Origin of the sequence: Senimuribacter intestinalis (genome assembly GCF_943192965.1) — a bacterium.
Lineage (GTDB): Bacteria > Bacillota > Clostridia > Peptostreptococcales > Anaerovoracaceae > Senimuribacter > Senimuribacter intestinalis.
This window is the reverse complement of the sequence record NZ_CALPCF010000004.1, coordinates 121,754-140,023: the sequence shown is the minus strand read 5'-3', so window position 1 is coordinate 140,023 and position 18,270 is coordinate 121,754. Positions and strand designations below refer to the sequence as shown.

At 40.0% G+C, this 18,270-nt stretch carries 15 protein-coding genes; 4 read left to right on the top strand and 11 right to left on the bottom strand.

The genetic code is table 11. From position 1 onward, the window contains the following. The first annotated feature begins 9 nt into the window (after positions 1–9). Positions 10–483, top strand: coding sequence for a hypothetical protein (locus NFR88_RS05475; RefSeq protein WP_251614059.1), 474 nt, complete (start codon positions 10–12; stop codon positions 481–483). Between the two features lie 98 nt (positions 484–581). On the opposite strand, the gene NFR88_RS05470 is transcribed toward NFR88_RS05475, so the two are convergent. Genes NFR88_RS05470 through NFR88_RS05460 form a run of 3 tightly spaced genes read right to left on the bottom strand, consistent with a single transcriptional unit; the run spans position 582 to position 3,147 of the window. Continuing rightward, positions 582–1,526, bottom strand: a complete 945-nt coding sequence (locus NFR88_RS05470; RefSeq protein ID WP_251614056.1) for an aminopeptidase — start codon at positions 1,524–1,526, stop codon at positions 582–584. A gap of 9 nt (positions 1,527–1,535) precedes the next feature. After that, on the bottom strand, positions 1,536–2,207 hold the full coding sequence (locus NFR88_RS05465) for an AroM family protein (protein WP_251614053.1): 672 nt from the start codon (positions 2,205–2,207) through the stop codon (positions 1,536–1,538). A 1-nt stretch (position 2,208) separates the two neighbouring features. Next, positions 2,209–3,147: a DUF1177 domain-containing protein gene (locus NFR88_RS05460; RefSeq protein ID WP_251614050.1), complete on the bottom strand. Its 939-nt coding sequence runs from the start codon at positions 3,145–3,147 to the stop codon at positions 2,209–2,211. A gap of 266 nt (positions 3,148–3,413) precedes the next feature. Here NFR88_RS05460 and NFR88_RS05455 point away from each other — a divergent pair, with 266 nt between their 5' ends. Then, the gene (locus NFR88_RS05455; RefSeq protein WP_251614047.1) at positions 3,414–4,577 is read left to right on the top strand and encodes a PucR family transcriptional regulator; all 1,164 of its coding nucleotides are present in this window, start codon (positions 3,414–3,416) and stop codon (positions 4,575–4,577) included. A gap of 14 nt (positions 4,578–4,591) precedes the next feature. Here the strand turns inward: NFR88_RS05455 and NFR88_RS05450 are convergent, their stop codons facing one another. Further along, positions 4,592–6,298: an OPT/YSL family transporter gene (locus NFR88_RS05450; protein ID WP_251614044.1), complete on the bottom strand. Its 1,707-nt coding sequence runs from the start codon at positions 6,296–6,298 to the stop codon at positions 4,592–4,594. A gap of 215 nt (positions 6,299–6,513) precedes the next feature. Between NFR88_RS05450 and NFR88_RS05445 the strand changes: the two genes are divergently transcribed. Then, complete coding sequence (locus NFR88_RS05445; protein WP_160201015.1) at positions 6,514–7,602, top strand: S-methyl thiohydantoin desulfurase domain-containing protein; 1,089 nt, start codon at positions 6,514–6,516, stop codon at positions 7,600–7,602. Between the two features lie 11 nt (positions 7,603–7,613). Next, complete coding sequence (locus NFR88_RS05440; RefSeq protein ID WP_160201014.1) at positions 7,614–8,342, top strand: aspartate/glutamate racemase family protein; 729 nt, start codon at positions 7,614–7,616, stop codon at positions 8,340–8,342. Between the two features lie 41 nt (positions 8,343–8,383). On the opposite strand, the gene NFR88_RS05435 is transcribed toward NFR88_RS05440, so the two are convergent. The 7 genes from NFR88_RS05435 to dnaA all read right to left on the bottom strand — a co-directional run bounded on the left by NFR88_RS05435 (position 8,384) and on the right by dnaA (position 18,257). After that, entirely contained in the window at positions 8,384–9,118 is a 735-nt protein-coding gene (locus tag NFR88_RS05435; RefSeq protein ID WP_160201013.1) for a sigma-70 family RNA polymerase sigma factor, read from the bottom strand. Then, on the bottom strand, positions 9,115–9,513 hold the full coding sequence (locus NFR88_RS05430; protein WP_160201012.1) for an ATP-binding protein: 399 nt from the start codon (positions 9,511–9,513) through the stop codon (positions 9,115–9,117). The genes NFR88_RS05435 and NFR88_RS05430 overlap by 4 nt, the downstream gene beginning before the upstream one ends. A 383-nt stretch (positions 9,514–9,896) precedes the next feature. Beyond that, positions 9,897–12,404, bottom strand: a complete 2,508-nt coding sequence (gene gyrA, locus NFR88_RS05425; protein ID WP_251614041.1) for a DNA gyrase subunit A — start codon at positions 12,402–12,404, stop codon at positions 9,897–9,899. A 17-nt stretch (positions 12,405–12,421) separates the two neighbouring features. Further along, positions 12,422–14,353 (bottom strand): DNA topoisomerase (ATP-hydrolyzing) subunit B, encoded by a 1,932-nt coding sequence (gyrB, locus tag NFR88_RS05420; RefSeq protein WP_160201010.1) that lies wholly within the window; start codon positions 14,351–14,353, stop codon positions 12,422–12,424. A gap of 205 nt (positions 14,354–14,558) precedes the next feature. Beyond that, positions 14,559–15,656 (bottom strand): DNA replication/repair protein RecF, encoded by a 1,098-nt coding sequence (gene recF, locus NFR88_RS05415; RefSeq protein ID WP_285813815.1) that lies wholly within the window; start codon positions 15,654–15,656, stop codon positions 14,559–14,561. 2 nt (positions 15,657–15,658) lie between these two features. Further along, positions 15,659–16,774, bottom strand: a complete 1,116-nt coding sequence (gene dnaN / locus NFR88_RS05410; RefSeq protein WP_161908787.1) for a DNA polymerase III subunit beta — start codon at positions 16,772–16,774, stop codon at positions 15,659–15,661. A 145-nt stretch (positions 16,775–16,919) separates the two neighbouring features. Continuing rightward, positions 16,920–18,257, bottom strand: a complete 1,338-nt coding sequence (gene dnaA / locus NFR88_RS05405; RefSeq protein ID WP_160201007.1) for a chromosomal replication initiator protein DnaA — start codon at positions 18,255–18,257, stop codon at positions 16,920–16,922. Positions 18,258–18,270 lie beyond the last annotated feature (13 nt).

Below are 18,270 nucleotides of genomic sequence, written 5' to 3'. Positions count from 1 at the left end.
GACTTAGATATGAAAAAATTCACCACTTTTTTCACTATTATCAGCATGATTTTAGTGTTCACATTGCAGCCTGCATTTGCACAGAGCAATGTAATTTCTGTAGATATCGAAGAACTGCCTGACGGCAGCCGCTTCGTAACTGTGATAGAAGATGTACCTACACTGGGCATTCAGCCTTTTGACAGAACCACTGAAACCAAATCTAAAACCGTATATTACGAAAATTCAGCAGGCAAATCCGTATGGTACGTCAGAGTTACTGGTACATTTACCTATGGAGATGGTACTGCCAGATGTACTTCTGCAACTCCATCTGCCGCTTCTCTAGACTCAAACTGGAAAGTCTCCGATATTACAGGTGGCAAGTCCGGAAATAAAGCAACCGCTACTGCAACCGGAAAACGCTATAATGGTAATATTGTTGTAGAGACTGTAACAAAAACCGTCACTTTAACCTGTGGTCCGACCGGTATGTTCTACTAATTATTTAGCGAATTACAAAATGTCATACTAAAAAACCTCCCGTTTAAACACCTTTCCTACGGGAGGTTTTCCTTTGAACAGATTTCTCAGCTGAAAGTTTAATAGACAAACTCTCCGTCTGCAATGATTTTTTTGCCATCCAAATACAGCGTAGGCTTCAGGATGATGCCATCCATATGGCAGTCTGCCTTATTTTTTCCGCCAAAAGAGGTATTGGTGCCAAAGGCGATATGTACCGTTCCATAGACTTTTTCATCTTCCAGTGTATTTCCACAGAGCAGCGCTTTTTCATTTGTGCCGATGCCAAGCTCAGCCACAATGCCGTTCTCCGGTTTAGTAAATAAGATTTCCAGTTTTTCAGAACCTGTGCCTGTGATTTTCTGAAGCTGGCCATCCTTCACTGTGACGTGAAGAGGTTCTACGAGAGTACCAACACCTACCATCGAACCGTCAATCAGAGTTTCACCATCACACCCGTCTTCCTTCGGTGCAATATACGCTTCTCCTGAAGGCAGGTTTCCGCTACTTCCACGATGTCTATATACGCCAGTACTTGGGACGCCCTCTCTATTCTGCAAATTTAGCCTCATCACCAAACCATCCTTTTCGATGACAGCCTCCTTCGCCTCGGTGAGCATTTGCGTCAATTCCAACGTGCGTTTTTCAACTTCTTTAAAATCAGCGGTAATTGCACCCTGTGTAAACATTTCCTCTGTAATACCCGGCATAGTACCTACACGGGCGCCTTTTTTGACGGCCTCTACTTTTGCACTCGTATGGGTTAGAGACTCTTCTGTGGGACAGATGATAACATCTGCACCCAGCATTGCATTTGCTACAGCCTCAGGAGGTTCCTCTCCGGAAACAGAGCGAGCTTCCATGGACATGAGAAGAGATTCGCACCCGAGTTCAAGACCCGCCTGATATAGGGCTTTTCCGATTTCGAATTTTAACGTATCGGTGATAACAAGCAGCGTCTCTTCCTTTTTTAAATCCATGCAACCTGTTAAAATGTCCTTTGATATTTCTATAAGTGATTTCATATTTGCTCCTTAAATCAGTTCTTTCAGCACAGCGGCAGAAAAAGTACGCGGAAGCAATACATTTTTACCGCTGCGGCTACAAAGGATATCCTTCATCTCTGCGGAGTATCCCATGCAGTCCATCAGAATGCAGTCGCAGTCAATGTCTTTTAACGTAAGAGCCAGCGCCGCGAAATTCTCTTCGGCAGCAGTATACGGCGAGATAGGAAAAACGCTGGTCTCCATGCCGATACCTTCCCATTGCGCCATAGCCTCAGATTTCTGTTCCTCTTCGGGAACGAGAACTACAAGCCTTTTTCTATCACATATGGCGGGGATAATCGCCCTCAAAAGACGGTTTGGATATATCAGAGGAACATGTGCAGTGAGAAGATCTTTGAAATCTCCCGTACATAGGAACATAATCCCACTCACACCGCAAACTTCCAATTCATCGATACACCGCTGAAGATGCACGATAATTTTTTCTTCCGCCATGGAAACAGACCGCCCATCTCTAAGGGATGAAACAAGAACTGTGTCGCCAGACTGCGGTGCGATTTCCTCCAATTCTTCCTCTGAAAGGTTGTCCAAAGCCCCTTTCTGTAAAATTTCTATATCATCTCCGATTATTGGAAGAATGTCTTTCATGATATCATCTCTAGGGGACTGACCGATCGTGATAAAACCAATTTTCTTCATCTTACTTCATTCCCATTGTCTGCAGCTGCGTCATGGAGCCGTAGAGTTCTACTAAATGATTAAATTCGGCTTCGTCATAAAAACTGCACTGTTTTCTTCCATAGGCCTTGGCGGCTTCTAAGACAAATCTTATAGTCATCTCTACGTCTGCTGCGTGAGTTGCGCCGGTTCCGCATCCCGGAACAGGAACTTCCGTTGTAATTGCAACTCCAACAACAGGAGCGTTTGTGGAAACAGCAGGCTGCAGTACACTGTTCAAATGATACAGGTCATTTCCATAAGGGGTGATATCCTGTGTCGTAACAGGGAAAACCTTTGGCAGACGACCCGTCGTCATTTCCATTAAATCCAACAGATCTTCACTGGTTCGCAGAATATATCCCTCCTTTACCGTTGGAGAAATCGCAAAACCCATTGTATTGATGACTCTGTTTCCCTTTGTGGTATCGACAGTCAAAATTGCTTCCATTTCTTCACAAACCTCTTCATCATTGCACTGCTTCATGCTGATAGGAGAATTCATAAAGTCTACAGGTTCATGGGGTTCGGTAGGCGCATCGCTGCAGATGTGGGTAACCGCAATGACGTCACCCTCCAGTGCATCTCCTTTTTTCTGCATATCCAATAGCTTCGCTGCTGCTGTCAGCACCGTAAGCGCGCCATCTCCATCGGATACAAAACCGATTCTCTCCGGTCTGGCGCCCAGTCCCCCCAGACGTCCTATTAAGCCGAGGGTAGGGGCGTCTCCTCCTTTTACCCGTCCATTCGTTCCTGGAATCGTAACCTTTACCAAATCTGTCTTTCCTTTATCTCCGTAGATTGTCTTCACTTCAACATCTGCATCCGGTTTAATGGATTTAAAATAATTCGCCATTCTCTCACCATTTGCATGGATGTCATCAAGAATATCATATACTTCAATCATTTGCTTGAATACCATTATGTACCTCCTGAAATTCGTTTTTAGTTAGTCGTTAAAATGTCAATACTCGGTATTGTTCTAATTCGCAGTATACGATCTGCGTTCTTCCTGTTTGTGTAATTCCGGTATTAATGTTCATTTTAGCAAACAGAAAAATCGAAAAGAATTGTATGTTCATATAAAATTCTTTATTAATTATTGTATGGACATATAATTCTATTTGCGATTTTTTGAGATTCTGGTATAATTATGACAGAATCAAGACGAAAAGGAAGGTTGCATATATGAAGGATATTACCGTATTAGATGTTCTGCACCTGCCAATCATGGCAAATGCAGAGCTGAAAGCTGGCCAGAACGGGCTATCTAACATCGTATCGTACGTTAATGTGCTGGATAACTATTATGATGAAACAGATTCAGAGTCTACACCAGTAAATTACGGGCAGAATCTATATTTGACGTCAATGGCTTACGGAGTGGACAATGAGAAATACATCAATATGGTGATTCGGCATTTTATTGACATGAAGGTTTCCGCCCTTTTTATCATTGACGAATACTTGGACGAGCTTCCAGAAAGTGCATATGAATTAGCAAACACACACAAGCTTCCCATTATTTTTATCGACTCAAGTACCCCATATGCACTGATTATTTCTTCCATCATGGAGCTTAAACTATCCTATCATGAATCTGAACTTCATGAAAATCTAATCCATGAACTAGTTTCCTCCCAATGTAAAGAAGAGAGAAAACTAGAGATTATTCCTCTGCTCAATAAGAATTTTCATTCCTATATTAGAGCCTTTTACTGCGTCAATACCGACCTCTCCTCCAACAAAATCACAGCAATCAGCAACGAAGTATACTTGCTGAATAAAATCAGAGAAAACAAATTCGCCTTAGGATGCCACTATAAAAAGGGCATGTTGATTATCTGGTCCTACCGCACGGCGACCAATCTTTCATCCTGCGAGGATGAAATCCAGTTTATTCGCAGAATGCTGCCTAATGCAGTCATAGGAATCAGCGAAATGCTTCCGCTGAAGAAAGTAGATGAAGTGATTGTACAAGCATCTATGGCAAGTTTATCCGGCGCACACGATATCAACGGCACAGTGTATTTCAGAGATATCGGATTATCAAAACTGCTCGTCAAACTCCTTTCAAATCCACTTCTTGAGGACTACTTTAATGAGTTATATTCGCCCATTGCTGAACATGACAAGAAATACCATTCCAACTTGATTGAAACAATGACAGCCTTTATTGAATGTGACCTTGATCATGTAAAAACGGGAAAACTGCTGCATATTCATGTTAATACGGTACGCTACCGCCTAAATAAAATTAGAGAGCTGATTCCGTATGGAAGGAGCTCTCTTGACTTTACGCAAACGCTGTATTTTCTGTACAAAATTATGAAAATGAAAGCGTTGACATAGCTCCTTGCGGCAACCTATTTCTTAAATAATCCAAGCATGGAAGTGGAGAAATCCCGAAGCGCGGATCCCACAAGAGCACCTGCGCCAAGGATTGCAAAAATGCTGTCTCTTTCAGGATTTTTATGGATAACAATCGCTCTGATTGAAATTGCAATCAGAATGACAACACCAGCCTCAGTCCATCCAACCAAAAAACCAGTTGCAAACAGAATTCCTGCCTGATGATTTCCGCCCAAAAGCTGAATCAGTGCACCTGGAATTGCCCAAATCGCAAGCCACTTCATTACTTCAACGGTAGATCCCGCTTCAATAGTCGACTGATAAACAAAGTTAATCGGCGCAAACATACCCTGATTGAAATAACCCTTCGCAAAAATTGCTACCATGACAAAGGCAACGCCAAACCCGAGCAATTCTGCATAGTACTGCTGTTTTCTTCCTACTTTTTCTAGCTCCATATCTGCGCCTTTACCACGCAATATCCATCCTGCCTTTAAATCGTTTCCCATATCAGAGAAAGCCGGACCTGTAGCAGCTGTAAATCCTGCAAGAATTGCCAGCGGCAGTGTAGGGAAGCCAATCATCATACCAATAATCAAAAATAGCAGTGCAGTAGCAAATCCCGGAAACCAGCCTGAATGCATCGTGGAAACACCTACGATAAGCTCAGATACCAACGCTGCGACTGCAGCAAAGATGACCCATGCGATTAGCTTCACTATACCCATTTCATAGTACAGACCTGTCGCAATTGCAAGACCGATTGCAATAACAATATATGCAATAAAGCCTTTGCTCAAAGCGTTTTTCATATCACTGAGACTTGTTCCGAATCTGGATGCGGCAGAAGTTCCATTTTCTTCTTTTTTAAATAAAATTCGTGCACACTGCAATAAAGAAATAATTCCGGCACCAATCATCGCGCCATGACCAAGATAGGAAAGAGAAACGCTGTCGGCAAATGAGAAATCCGATCCGAAAATATCTGTTGCAAAAGTTCCGGTGTGACCTGCAAAGGTGAGAGAAAATTCGTTCGTAGATAAAATACCTTTCAACAAAGCACCTACACCAAAAGCACCCATCGCTACTAAACTTCCAACCCATACTACTCCAACTAAATCCATTGGAATTCCAATCATTGCACCAATCCATCCGGCAGCAGAACCTACAAGCAGCAAAAGCGCTCGTTTTCCTTTGTCAGCCATAGCATAAATAGATTCGGCTACAGCAATTCCCGGAGGCCACGCACCTTCAGCCGGAAACATTGGAGATCCAAAGGACTTGTATAAAATCGTTGCATCCACAATAGTGGCAAGAGTTGCACCAATTAACATAGGAACCATCAACTGCGGCCATCCCATGATAACAGGGATACCCATAGTTAAGAACATACAATTTGCAGAAGCAAACGTCGCACCGGAAATCGTCGTCTGTACCAGATTCTGCCGGTGAATGTTTTTAAAAGGTTTTAGCCATCTGAGAGGAATTTGCGCAATAAGAATAGCAAAAATAGCGCCGACAATAGATGTATCTGGTGTAGTACCTGTATGAATCTGTACCTGAAGTCCTACAATACACCCGAGAATCGCAACAATAATAGCAACAACAAAAACTGCAGGCTCTTTTACTTTTGGCATCTGATCTGCAGTAATCTTATGTCTGTCAATTTCTTTTTGTTCCTCAAGCAGAATATTGTTCTGCTTACTTTCTGTGTTATTCATAACTTTCTCCTTTTGTTTTGATTCACAAATCAAACTGCTAACGAGAACATTATGAATATTGACATTTTAACTAAATTTAATGTATCATGGCTTCGATTTGGTGTCAAGGACTTTTTGAAATTTCAAAAAATATAGGTTGACTTTCGCCTCTGAACCCAGTATACTGGCAGTGTGTAATTCCGGTACTTGCATTATTACATGGAGGTACCACTAATATGTTAGTAAATCTTGAAGATGTTAAGAAAATTGCAATCGGAAGTCTCTTTCTCGGCGGAGGCGGAGGCGGAGATATTCGTGAAGGTCTTTCAACCGCAAGGCGCGCTTTGGAATTGGGAGAAGTGCAGATTATTCCCCTTTCCGAAGTCAGCGAAAAGGAAGGCGTCATTCTTACCATATCCGGCGTTGGCTCTCCCGCATCGGATACCGCTTACTATTCAGAGGACGTTTACGAAAAAATTCTTTATCTAATTCAATCTCAGGAAAAGAAAAAAATTATAGGTTTTATTCCCTGCGAAATGGGTGCTTCATCTTCTTTTGAGCCCTTTATTCCAGCTGCTCGCTTAAATATTCCCGTCATTAATTCTGCCTGTGACGGCAGAGCACATCCCTTTGGGATTATGGGATCTCTGGGTCTTGAGAAAGGTGATAAAAATATCACGGTGCAAGCTGGGGCTGGTGGCAGAGAATCTACCAATACATATGTTGAAGTACTTTTAACCGGCTCCATAGAAACTACCTCTGACCTGATCAGAAACGCCGCAGCAAAGGCAGGCGGCGCTATAGCTGTCGCAAGAAACCCTGTCGCTCCGTCATGGCTTGAAACTTCCGGTGCAACGGGAGCATATGATTTAGCATACAGACTGGGCGAAGTATATTTAACTGGAAAAACAGTGGAAGAAAAGATTGCAGCAGCATGTTCCGTAGTAGAAGGAAATATAATTTGCCAGGGCAGGGTAGAGAATCACACTCTCTGCACTGAAAACGCGTTGGATCATGGTTCTTTTACAGTTTGCAGCGAAAACGACAAATATCAGCTATACTTTTTTAATGAATATATGGCCGTTGATAAAAATGGGGAAAGGCTACATACGTTCCCTGATTTGATTACAACGATAGATACACAAACGGGAGAAATTCTGACTACTGCACAAATTGAAAATGGCTGCAATATTACAGTAGTTGCCGCATCAAAAGAGCATATGCTGCTTGGAAAAGGTCTTTTATACCGAGACGTATATCAGAGAATCGAAAACATTCTAAATATCGAAATGCAAAAATATATTGATGAAATTTATATTGATTGAGAGGAGCGCTGATGAAACTTTTATTTTTAATCCCTGTGACTGCGGAATATGAGAACAAAAAAACTGATATTCTTTCATATCTTCAGCCCTATCTTCATCCAGATACGGTCATCGAATTTGCACAAATTCCGCAAGGATACACTTCTATTGAATCGGATTTACAGGATATTTACAACGGCTGGCAAACTGTAAATCTGGTAAAAACGCTGAGTAAATACTACGATGGCATATATGTGAATTGCTTTGATGATCCGGGCGTATCTGCTTGCAGAGAACTTGCCATTACTCCCGTTATCGGTCCATATCAGGCGGCAATACATTCTGCGCTGATTCTCGCAGATAAAATTGGTATTATTACCACCGACACAGCGGGAATTATTCACGAAGAAAGAAAGGCAAAGCAAATAGGTATGCTGGACCATATCGCCTCTATTATCCCTGTTGATTTAGAAGTAAACGATATTCGTGAACAGGCGGATTTCCTGATAGACAGACTGCTTTCTATCTGCAAAAAAATGTCTGATGATTACGGCATCAAGGCAGTTTGCCTGGGATGTACTGGAATGTTTTATATTGCAAATACCCTCAATGCAAGGCTGAAAGAGGAGCACATAAATATAACCGTTATCGAACCCATGGCAAATGCTATAAAATTCCTGGAAACTATGGTTATGCTGGGATATGACAATTCCGTTTCTATCAGTCCACAGATTGCTTCAGCTAAAATTTTAAGGCTGTAAATACAAAACCTTAAAGAGCCGCAAATTTATGCGGCTCTTTTCTAGTGTTTCAGTTCCTCCTGAAACCGGCTGATAATATTTTTCTCAGCCCGCGACACGGTCATCTGGGAAACGCCGAGAGCCTTTGCAATTTCTGCTTGAGAGCGGTTATGGATAAACCGCTGCTTGCATATGTAAAGCTGCTGCTCACTGAAAGTAGCCATGACCTTTTTGATAATCTCAGAGATTTCAATCCGTTCATAGCCTTTTTCCACAAAACCGGCATACTTTTCGAGAAGTGGACTTTCCCCATCTTCTCCCATGTCATCAAAGGTTTTATCAAGAGAATAGGTTCCGTAAGCCTGGGAACTTTCCTGTGCCTCAATAATCTGCTCCTTTGAAAAGCCTGTAGCCTTGCTGATTTCTTCCACCGTCGGTTTACGATGATACTCCGTGTAAAGTGTTTCCTTAGTTTCCTGCACCTTCGCGGCAATCTCTTTCAGGCGGCGGGGAACCTTTAAACTCCATTGCTTGTCCCGGAAATATTTTTTGATTTCTCCCAAAATAGTTGGTGTTGCAAAAGAGCTGAACTCATATCCTTTTTCCGGATCAAAGCGCTCCACAGCAGAAACAAGAGCAAGAGCACCAACCTGATAAAGATCGTCATATTCTACGCCTTTTCCTAGATATTTCCGAATCAGAATGTCTACCATGTAAAGATGTTTTTCTACAATTTCGTTACGAAGTTCTCTGGTGGGATTGTCTTTGTATTTGATAAACAATTCTTGTTCCATCATAAATATTTCACCATTTTTATTGACTTTTGTCCGTTCTCTAAAACATTAATTTCTACTTCATTCATCAGTGTTTGAATAACATAAACACCGATATTTCCTTCAGTTGGGCAGTTTTTGCAAGGTTTATGCAGCTTTTCAAGGGTATGATTTTCACATCTGTCTTCTATGATGATTTCAATCCTCCCTTCCTCTACGCTGCATTGCAGTTCGTACTTGTCGGAAAATCCGTCAAAACCATGGCAGGATACCAGTTTGCAAGCCTCCGATACAGCTGTTTTTATATCTTCAGCTCCATCAAGATCAAAGCCTGCGGTTACTGCTACCGAGCTGATTGCAAGACGCAGCATTGTCAGATATTCCGGTTTTCCCGGTATTGTAAATTTTAACTGATCCATTTAAATAACTCCTCTATCAGCATAATTTTTATAAATCCAATAACTGGCTGTGAATGTACATATATTCGCAAAAAATCCTAAAAATATGCATAACGCTCTGCATATTTTTTTAAAAACTTTCAAAAATATGTACAGTCAAAGCTGTTGAAAGGCAATTTCATTGTTCATTCGGCAGCTTTTTTAGTTCTTAGCTGCGCAAATGTGCATATTAAAGGCATTTTTTCTTAAAATATGCACACAGGAGTGCATATTATCGACAAAATCCTCCAAAATATGTACAGAAAAATATAAGTGAAAAGAAACGATGTGCAGCGCCAAAAAGAAGAAAGCTGTCGCTCCATCTAAACGAATCTTTAAACTGTGCGACAGCCTTTTATTTTTAATTACAGAGTAAGCTGTTCGTCACCGTCTTCTTTCGGTGCTTCTTCCTTTGCAGGTTTTTCTTTTACTTCCTCTTCCTCATCTTCTTTGATTACTTTTGCCATAGCGACAATTTTTACTTCGTCTTCGACCTTCATAATCTTTACACCCTGGGTTGCTCTGCCCAGTTTGGATACTTCTCCAGCTCTGATTCTGATGATGATTCCATCTGAATTAATCATCAGAGCTTCGTCATCTTCATCGACAACCATTGCACCGATAAGAGCACCGGTCTTTTTGAACTTGGATTTATCATAAGTCAAAAGACCTTTACCGCCGCGCACCTGAATCTTATAGTCTTCTACAGGAGTTCTTTTACCGTAACCATTTTCTGTTACTACCAGCAGCTCCTGACCCGGTTCAACAAGTTCCATTGCTACAACTTCATCATCTTTTTCAAGCTTAATTGCACGAACACCACCGGCAATTCTACCCATGCTTCTTACATCTTCTTCAGAGAAGCAGATACATTTACCATTTTTGGTTACTATGATTACATTGTTGCTTCCAGTAGTTTCTTTGATACCGATTAACTGGTCGTCATCCTTTAAGTTGATAGCAATAAGACCAGTCTTTCTCTGCGTATCAAACTGAGAAAGCGGTGTCTTCTTAATCGTACCGTTCTTAGTTACAGCAATGAGGAATTTATCATCTGCAAATTCCTGTACCGGAATAATTGCTGTAATTCTTTCTCTCTGCATCAGATTCAGGAAGTTGACAGCCGGCGTACCCTTAGCTGTTCTTGTCGCTTCTGGAATTTCAAATGCTTTAATCTTATGCGCTTTTCCTGTATTGGTAAAGAACATGAGATAGTCGTGAGTAGAGGTCATAATCAGGTCTTTTACAAAGTCGTTTTCTCTGGTCGTAATGCCTGTAATGCCCTTACCGCCACGTCTCTGTGCTTTATAGGTGTCAGCCGGAACTCTCTTGATATATCCAAGATGCGTCAAAGTAATCGCTACTTTTTCTTCTGCAACTAAGTCTTCATCGTCAAATTCATCTACATCTGCAACTATCTTGGTTCTTCTGTCATCACCGTATTTTTCTTTGATTTCCAGAAGTTCATCTTTTACAACACCCATGAGCAGTTTTTCATCAGCAAGCAGCGAATTAAAGTAAGCGATTCTTTCCATCAGCTCAGCATACTCTTTGTCGATTTTTTCTCTTTCCAGTCCTTGCAGTCTGGCAAGTCTCATATCCAAAATTGCCTGCGCCTGAATTTCTGAAAGTCCGAAACGTTCCATCAACTTTTCTCTTGCGTCATTATATGCGCTTCTGATGATTTTAATAATTTCATCAATATTATCAAGAGCGATACGCAGACCTTCTAAGATGTGGGCTCTGGCTTCGGCTTTTTTCAGGTCAAATTGAGTTCTTCTGGTTACAACTTCCTTCTGGAATTTCAAGTACTCTGAAAGAATGTCATAGAGATTAAGAACCTTTGGACGACCGTCTACCAAAGCAATCATAATCATGCTGTAGCTTTCCTGCAGCTGTGTATGCTTATATAATCTGTTCAGCGTAATCTGAGGATTTGCATCTCTCTTCAGTTCGATGACGATACGCATACCGTTACGATTGGATTCATCTCGGATTGCAGAAATGCCTTCGATTCTCTTATCCTTTACAAGTTCTGCCATCTTTTCGATGAGTCTAGCTTTGTTTACCTGATAAGGAATTTCCGTTACAATAATTTGTGAACGCCCTCTATCAGTTTCTTCAATTTCGCAGCAGGAACGAACCTTTACCTTACCGATACCGGTTTTGTAGGCTTCTCTTACGCCGTTCTTTCCAAGGATAGTCGCACCCGTTGGAAAATCTGGTCCTTTGACATATTTCATCAAATCTTCTACAGTTGCTTCTTCGTTATCAATCAACTCTACTGTAGCATCGATGACTTCACTGAGATTATGCGGCGGAATGGAAGTTGCCATACCTACGGCGATACCGTTGGAACCATTTACTAAAAGGTTAGGAAATCTACTTGGCAGCACTACTGGTTCTTTTTCTTCACCGTCAAAATTATCTACAAAGTTTACCGTTTCTTTTTCAATATCCCTGATCATCTGCAGAGAAAACGGCGTCATTCTTGCTTCTGTATAACGCATTGCAGCGGCGCCGTCACCATCGACGGAACCGAAGTTTCCGTGACCATCTACCAACATATATCTGGTAGAAAAATCTTGTGCCAGTCTTACCATAGCATCGTAAATAGAGCTATCGCCGTGTGGGTGATATTTACCCATTACTTCACCGACAATACGGGCGGATTTTTTATGCGGTTTATCCGGTGTAACGCCCAGCTGGCTCATACCGTAAAGAATTCTTCTGTGAACCGGCTTCAGTCCGTCTCTGACATCAGGAAGGGCACGTCCTACAATAACACTCATGGAGTAGTCGATGTAGGATTTTTTCATTTCTTTAGATATCTCATGTTGTTCTAATTTTGTATCTTCTAATAAGGTATTCATATTTTTGCCCTCCTTTCTTAAATGTCAAGTTCTGCTAAGTGTGCATTATCTTCGATAAATTTCTTTCTAGGCGGAACCTTATCTCCCATCAACACTGTAAATACTTCGTCTGCAGCTGCAGCATCGTCGATGGTAATCTGAATTAAGGTTCTGTTATTGTAGTCCATCGTGGTTTCCCAAAGCTGATGGAAGTCCATTTCACCAAGACCCTTGTATCTCTGAATGTCTATTTTACCTGCTTTTCCGTCTTCCTTCAGCTTCGCCATCAGTCTGTCCTGCTCAGGTTCACTGTACGTATAGTAAACCTCTTTGCCTCTTTTTGTCAGGAAAAGCGGCGGTTTTGCAGCATAAACATAACCACCTTCGATCAATGGCGTCATATATCTGAAGAAGAAAGTCAGCAACAGCGTTCTGATGTGCGCACCGTCGACGTCGGCATCGGTCATGATGATAATTTTGTGATATCTCAGCTTGTTTTCATCAAATTCGTTGCCGATACCACAGCCAAACGCAGTAATCATATTCTTGATTTCATCAGAATTTAAAATCTTGTCCAGTCTTGCTTTTTCTACATTTAAGATTTTACCACGAAGCGGAAGAACAGCCTGTCTCAATCTGTCACGACCTTGCTTTGCGCTGCCACCTGCGGAGTCACCCTCGACTAAGAAAATCTCAGACTTTGCCGGATCCTTTTCAGAACAATCGGCTAGTTTTCCTGGCAAAGCAATACTGTCAAGAGCACTTTTTCGTCTTGTCAATTCTCTTGCTTTTCTTGCAGCTTCTCTGGCTCTTGATGCACGGAGACATTTTTCTAATATAACTTTCGCCTGAGTTGGATTTTCTTCAAGGAAAGCTGTTAAATTTTCACTGGTAGAAGTTTCTACGAAACCTCTCATCTCAGTATTTCCCAGCTTTGTCTTAGTCTGTCCTTCAAACTGAGGTTCTGTCAGTTTTACAGATACGATGGCTGTAATACCTTCTCTTACGTCTTCGCCGGCAAGGGAATCGTCATTGTCTTTCAAAATCTTATTTTTTCTTGCATAGTCGTTGAATACTCTTGTAAGCGCTGTACGGAAGCCTGCCATATGGGTACCGCCTTCTGTAGTACTAATATTATTGGCATAAGAAAGAACCATTTCGTTATACCGATCAGTATACTGCATGGCAACTTCAAGTTCCATATCCTTTTTGCTTACTTCAAAATAGATGATTTCCTCATGGAGGGCATCTTTATTATTATTCAGATGCTTTACAAATTCCTTCAGACCGCCTTCATAATGGAAAACTTCTTTCTTTTTCTTTCCTTCTCTTTCATCAGAAAGAACAATCTTAATTCCCTTGTTAAGGAACGCCATTTCTCTAAGTCTGTGCTGCAGAGTATCATAATCGTACTCTGTAGTTTCCTGAAAAATTTCAGGATCCGGCCAGAAAATTGTCTTAGAACCTGTCTTCTTGGATTCCCCTACGATTGCGAGAGGTGCAACAGTTTTACCTCTTTCATATTCCTGTCTGTAAATGTTTCCGTTTCTCTTAACTTCTACTTCCATTCTAGTAGAAAGGGCATTAACAACGGAAGCACCTACACCGTGCAGACCGCCGGAAACCTTATATCCTCCTCCGCCGAATTTACCGCCGGCATGAAGGACTGTATGAATAACTTCAACAGCTGGAATGCCAAGTTTCGGGTGATTATCAACCGGCATACCTCGACCGTCATCTTCTACCATAATAGAATTATCTTTCTGAATGGTTACATTGATAGATTTACAGTAACCAGCAAGTGCTTCGTCCACACTGTTGTCAACAATTTCGTATACCAGATGATGGAGCCCTCTAGGTCCGGTACTGCCTATGTACATACCAGGTCTTTTACGAACTGCTTCAAGACCCTCCAGTACCTGAATTTGGGCGGCGTCATACTGATTTTGATTTTTCTCTTCTTTGCTCATCTTACACCCACCTTATATCAATTTTTATTTTCTCTGTTAATTTTAAGCGCTTTTTCCATTATACACTAAAACAAGCGATTTTACAAGAAAATAAGTGTATTTTATCATTTTTACCTTAACTCTATTAAAAAAGCCGCAGAAACGTTAATTTAGTACGAAAAAACCTATTAAAAACTGTCGATATATATCGTAATTCTTAATAGGTTTAATTTTCTCTCATTTCCCCTTTCTCGATGTAAATCACTTTTGCTTCGGGAAAGGATTTTAAAATTTCACCGGAAATATCAGTCGTAGTAATAAAAAGCTGATTATTTTTCAAGGTTTTTATCAGATATTCCTGTCTTTCAATATCCAGTTCACTCATCACATCGTCAAGGAGCAGAATCGCATCTTCTTCAGTTTCTTCTTTAATCAGATTCAGCTCAGCCAGCTTCAGTGAAAGAGCACAGGTACGCTGCTGACCCTGAGAACCAAAACTTCTCATATCAATCCCATTGACATAAAATGAAATATCATCTTTATGAGGTCCTTTTGTAGTAGTGCGCTGGCGAAAATCATTTTTAAAGGCTTTTTTGATTTCATCATAAAAAAAACCTTCCAAATCTTCTAGCGATTCCATATATGCAACATTAGGATTATACTCCAGAAAAAGACTCTCTTTTCCATTAGTAATGCTGCTGTGGATCTTTCCACTGAAATTACTGATTTTTTTGATGAACTTTTCTCTAATATGAATGATTCTTGCGCCGTAATGAGCAAGCTGGGTATCCCACAAATCCAAAATGCTGTTATCTATATTTTCTTCTTTCAGATAAGTGTTTCGCTGAACCAATGTTTTCTTATAGTTAGTCAAGCTGTCATAATAGAGAGGTTGTATCTGACAAAGCTCTCTATCTATGAACTTTCTTCTCTTTTCCGGCTCATCTTTGACGATTTTCAAATCCTCCGGCGAAAAAATTACAATCAGGATATTTTCAAGAAGTTCAGACGTTCGTTTGATATTGATGCCGTCTTTTTTTATGGATTTCTTGGCGTCTTTTTTAATGGTAATTTCTACAGAAGTGTCAAAGACTTCTTTTTCAGCTTCTACCTTAACTTTTGCTATGGATTGATCAAATTTTACAAGATCGCTGTCCTTATTGGTTCTAAAAGATCTACCAATAGAAGTAATGTATATACTTTCCAGTAAATTAGTCTTTCCCTGGGCGTTATTACCCAGGAAAAGATTTACATTTTTATTAAAATCCACTTTTAAATGTTTATAATTTCTAAAATTAGTTAACTCTATATTTTTAATGTACATAATTAATTGTTGGTGATTCTAACAGGAAGAATCAAGTATTCAAATGCTTCCCCTTCAATTGGCTCTACAAGGCAAGGGGTAATTGGTGTGTTGAAGTACATATATACTTCTTCATCATCGATAGATTTCATCACGTCGAGGACATATTTTGCATTGAATCCGATATCCAAATCTTCTCCTTCTTTAGAAATGATAACTTCTTCTTTTACATTTCCCTCTTCAGACTTAGAAGTGATGGTAACGATGGTATCTTTGATGGACATTTTAATGAGATTGTTCTTTCCTTCTTTAGAAAGCAAGGAAGCTCTTTCTATACTTTCCATCAAATCTCCTTTGTTGACTTTCACTTTTATTTTATTGTCTTTTGGAAGCACATCCTTGTATTTGATGAATTCACCGTCAAGAAGTCTGAGGACAACCTTTACGCTGCCAATCATAAAGATAGCTTTTTTATCACTCATGAAAAGTTTTACATTTTCATCTTCTTCTGATGCATCACTTAAAATCTTACTGATTTCGTTCATAATTTTTGCAGAAATAATGACGTTCTTTTCTTCTTTATTAATCATAGCTTCTCTGGTGATTGCCATTCTGTAGCCATCGATTGCAACCATGTTTATACCATCTGCTAAAAGCTCAATAAGAATACCTGTAATAACACCTTTTGATTCATCAATGCTGGCAGCAAAAGATGTTTTTCTAATCATCTCTTTTAAAATTGTTTTATTGAATACGATATTGTCTTGATTTTCTTCTATATCTTTTATATTTGGAAATTCATCAGGAGAAAGACCTATGATACTGAACTGAGAATTCATGCATTTGATGATTACATTTCCTTCTTCCTGTTCCACACTGACATCGGCATTAGGAAGCTTTCTGATAATATCGCCAAAAAGTTTTGACTGTACTACAATGGAACCGCTTTCGGTGTTTTCAACTTCAATTGTTTCTTCTATCGTAATATCTAAATCTGAGGCTGACATTTTTAATGTGCCGTTATCAGATACTTCTAAAAGGATACCTTTTAAAATTGGAATAGTGGTTCTCGATGTGACCGCTTTGGACACGATATTTAATGCTTTGGTGAGAACTGATTGGTTGCATGTGAATTTCATACTTAAAACCTCCGAAATGCCATCTTTTTCTTATATTAATTTAGTAGTAATAGTAGTAGGGGCTGTGGATTCTGTGGATAACTTTTCTGCCCCTTGCAATATCTTAAAAATTTAAAGTTAAAAATTTGTGGATAAGCTGTAAAAGTTATTCAGAAATATCCTTTTTTAGGTTTTCTATAATTTCTTTGACTGATTCATTGCTTTTTATTTCATCCTGAATTTTGTCACAGGCATGCATAACTGTAGTGTAGTGTCTGCCGCCAAAGAGATTTCCAATCTTAGGAAGGGAATAATCGGTTAATTCTCTGCAGAGATACATGGCAATCTGTCTTGGAAATGCAATATTGCTGGTTCTCTTAGAGCTCTCCATATCAGAAACCTTGATTTTAAAGTATCTGCTGACAATTGTTTTGATTTTCTCAGGAGTAGGACTGGTTCCGTTGTTTTGAATGATGTCCTTGAGAATTCTTTTTGCAAAGGTTTTATCGATTTTTTCTTCCATAAGGGTGGAAAAACTAACGATTCTATTAAAGGCACCTTCCAGTTCTCTGATGTTATCTTTGATTTTTTCAGCGATGAGACAAATGACTTCGTATAGTTCGTCGTCCATTTCAATGTTGGCATTTTCTGCCTTTTTCATTAAAATTGCAACTCTGGTTTCATAGTCAGCCGGCTGTAAATCAGCAATCAGGTTCCACATAAATCTGGATCTCAGTCGTTCTTCCAGTTTGTCCAGTTTATTCGGAGCCCGGTCACTGGAAATGACAATCTGCTTATTTAGATCATACAGAGAATTAAAGGTATGGAAGAATTCTTCCTGCATGGTATCTTTTCCCTCCAGGAACTGAATATCATCGATGAGAAGAACATCGACTTTTCTGTATTTGTTTTTAAATTCTCTGGTTTTGTTTTCTCCCAGCGCCTTGATAAACTCATTGGTAAACATCTCGGAAGATACGTAGAGAACGTTGAGATTCTCGTTGTTTTCCAGAAGATAAATACCAATAGCATTCATCAGATGAGTTTTTCCAAGTCCGGAACCGCCATAGATGAACAGCGGGTTATATGCTTCCGATGGAGATTCGGCAACGGCAAGGGCTGCTGCATGGGCATACTTATTGCTGCCGCCTACAACAAAATTATCAAAGGTGTATCTTGGATTAAAAATTTTCTGCTTGCGCAGCTTTGGATCCATTAAAACTGGCTGCTGCGGAGCCTCCTCCTTACTGGATTCGTAGTCGCTGCTATTTTTGATTACAACGCGGTATTCTTCTCCGGTTACAGTTTTGAAACTGGACTCAATCAGCTGTAAATAACGGTCTTTTAAAACTTTGATAATAAAATCTTCATCGGTTTCTAAATAGACGATTTTTACATTTTTGTCAATGTTGTTGATTTTAAGTGGTTTAAACCAGGTATTATAGCTGATTGATGTTGTATTTTCTTCAATGATATTTAAAACTTGATTCCATATACTTTTCATTTTCTGCCCTCAA

Bases quoted from the DNA above. Each gene is read 5' to 3' on its own strand.
- NFR88_RS05475 (WP_251614059.1), top strand. From the start codon at position 10: ATGAAAAAATTCACCACTTTTTTCACTATTATCAGCATGATTTTAGTG.
- NFR88_RS05470 (WP_251614056.1), bottom strand. From the start codon at position 1,526: ATGAAATCACTTATAGAAATATCAAAGGACATTTTAACAGGTTGCATG.
- NFR88_RS05465 (WP_251614053.1), bottom strand. From the start codon at position 2,207: ATGAAGAAAATTGGTTTTATCACGATCGGTCAGTCCCCTAGAGATGAT.
- NFR88_RS05460 (WP_251614050.1), bottom strand. From the start codon at position 3,147: ATGGTATTCAAGCAAATGATTGAAGTATATGATATTCTTGATGACATC.
- NFR88_RS05455 (WP_251614047.1), top strand. From the start codon at position 3,414: ATGAAGGATATTACCGTATTAGATGTTCTGCACCTGCCAATCATGGCA.
- NFR88_RS05450 (WP_251614044.1), bottom strand. From the start codon at position 6,298: ATGAATAACACAGAAAGTAAGCAGAACAATATTCTGCTTGAGGAACAA.
- NFR88_RS05445 (WP_160201015.1), top strand. From the start codon at position 6,514: ATGTTAGTAAATCTTGAAGATGTTAAGAAAATTGCAATCGGAAGTCTC.
- NFR88_RS05440 (WP_160201014.1), top strand. From the start codon at position 7,614: ATGAAACTTTTATTTTTAATCCCTGTGACTGCGGAATATGAGAACAAA.
- NFR88_RS05435 (WP_160201013.1), bottom strand. From the start codon at position 9,118: ATGATGGAACAAGAATTGTTTATCAAATACAAAGACAATCCCACCAGA.
- NFR88_RS05430 (WP_160201012.1), bottom strand. From the start codon at position 9,513: ATGGATCAGTTAAAATTTACAATACCGGGAAAACCGGAATATCTGACA.
- gyrA (WP_251614041.1), bottom strand. From the start codon at position 12,404: ATGAATACCTTATTAGAAGATACAAAATTAGAACAACATGAGATATCT.
- gyrB (WP_160201010.1), bottom strand. From the start codon at position 14,353: ATGAGCAAAGAAGAGAAAAATCAAAATCAGTATGACGCCGCCCAAATT.
- recF (WP_285813815.1), bottom strand. From the start codon at position 15,656: ATGTACATTAAAAATATAGAGTTAACTAATTTTAGAAATTATAAACAT.
- dnaN (WP_161908787.1), bottom strand. From the start codon at position 16,774: ATGAAATTCACATGCAACCAATCAGTTCTCACCAAAGCATTAAATATC.
- dnaA (WP_160201007.1), bottom strand. From the start codon at position 18,257: ATGAAAAGTATATGGAATCAAGTTTTAAATATCATTGAAGAAAATACA.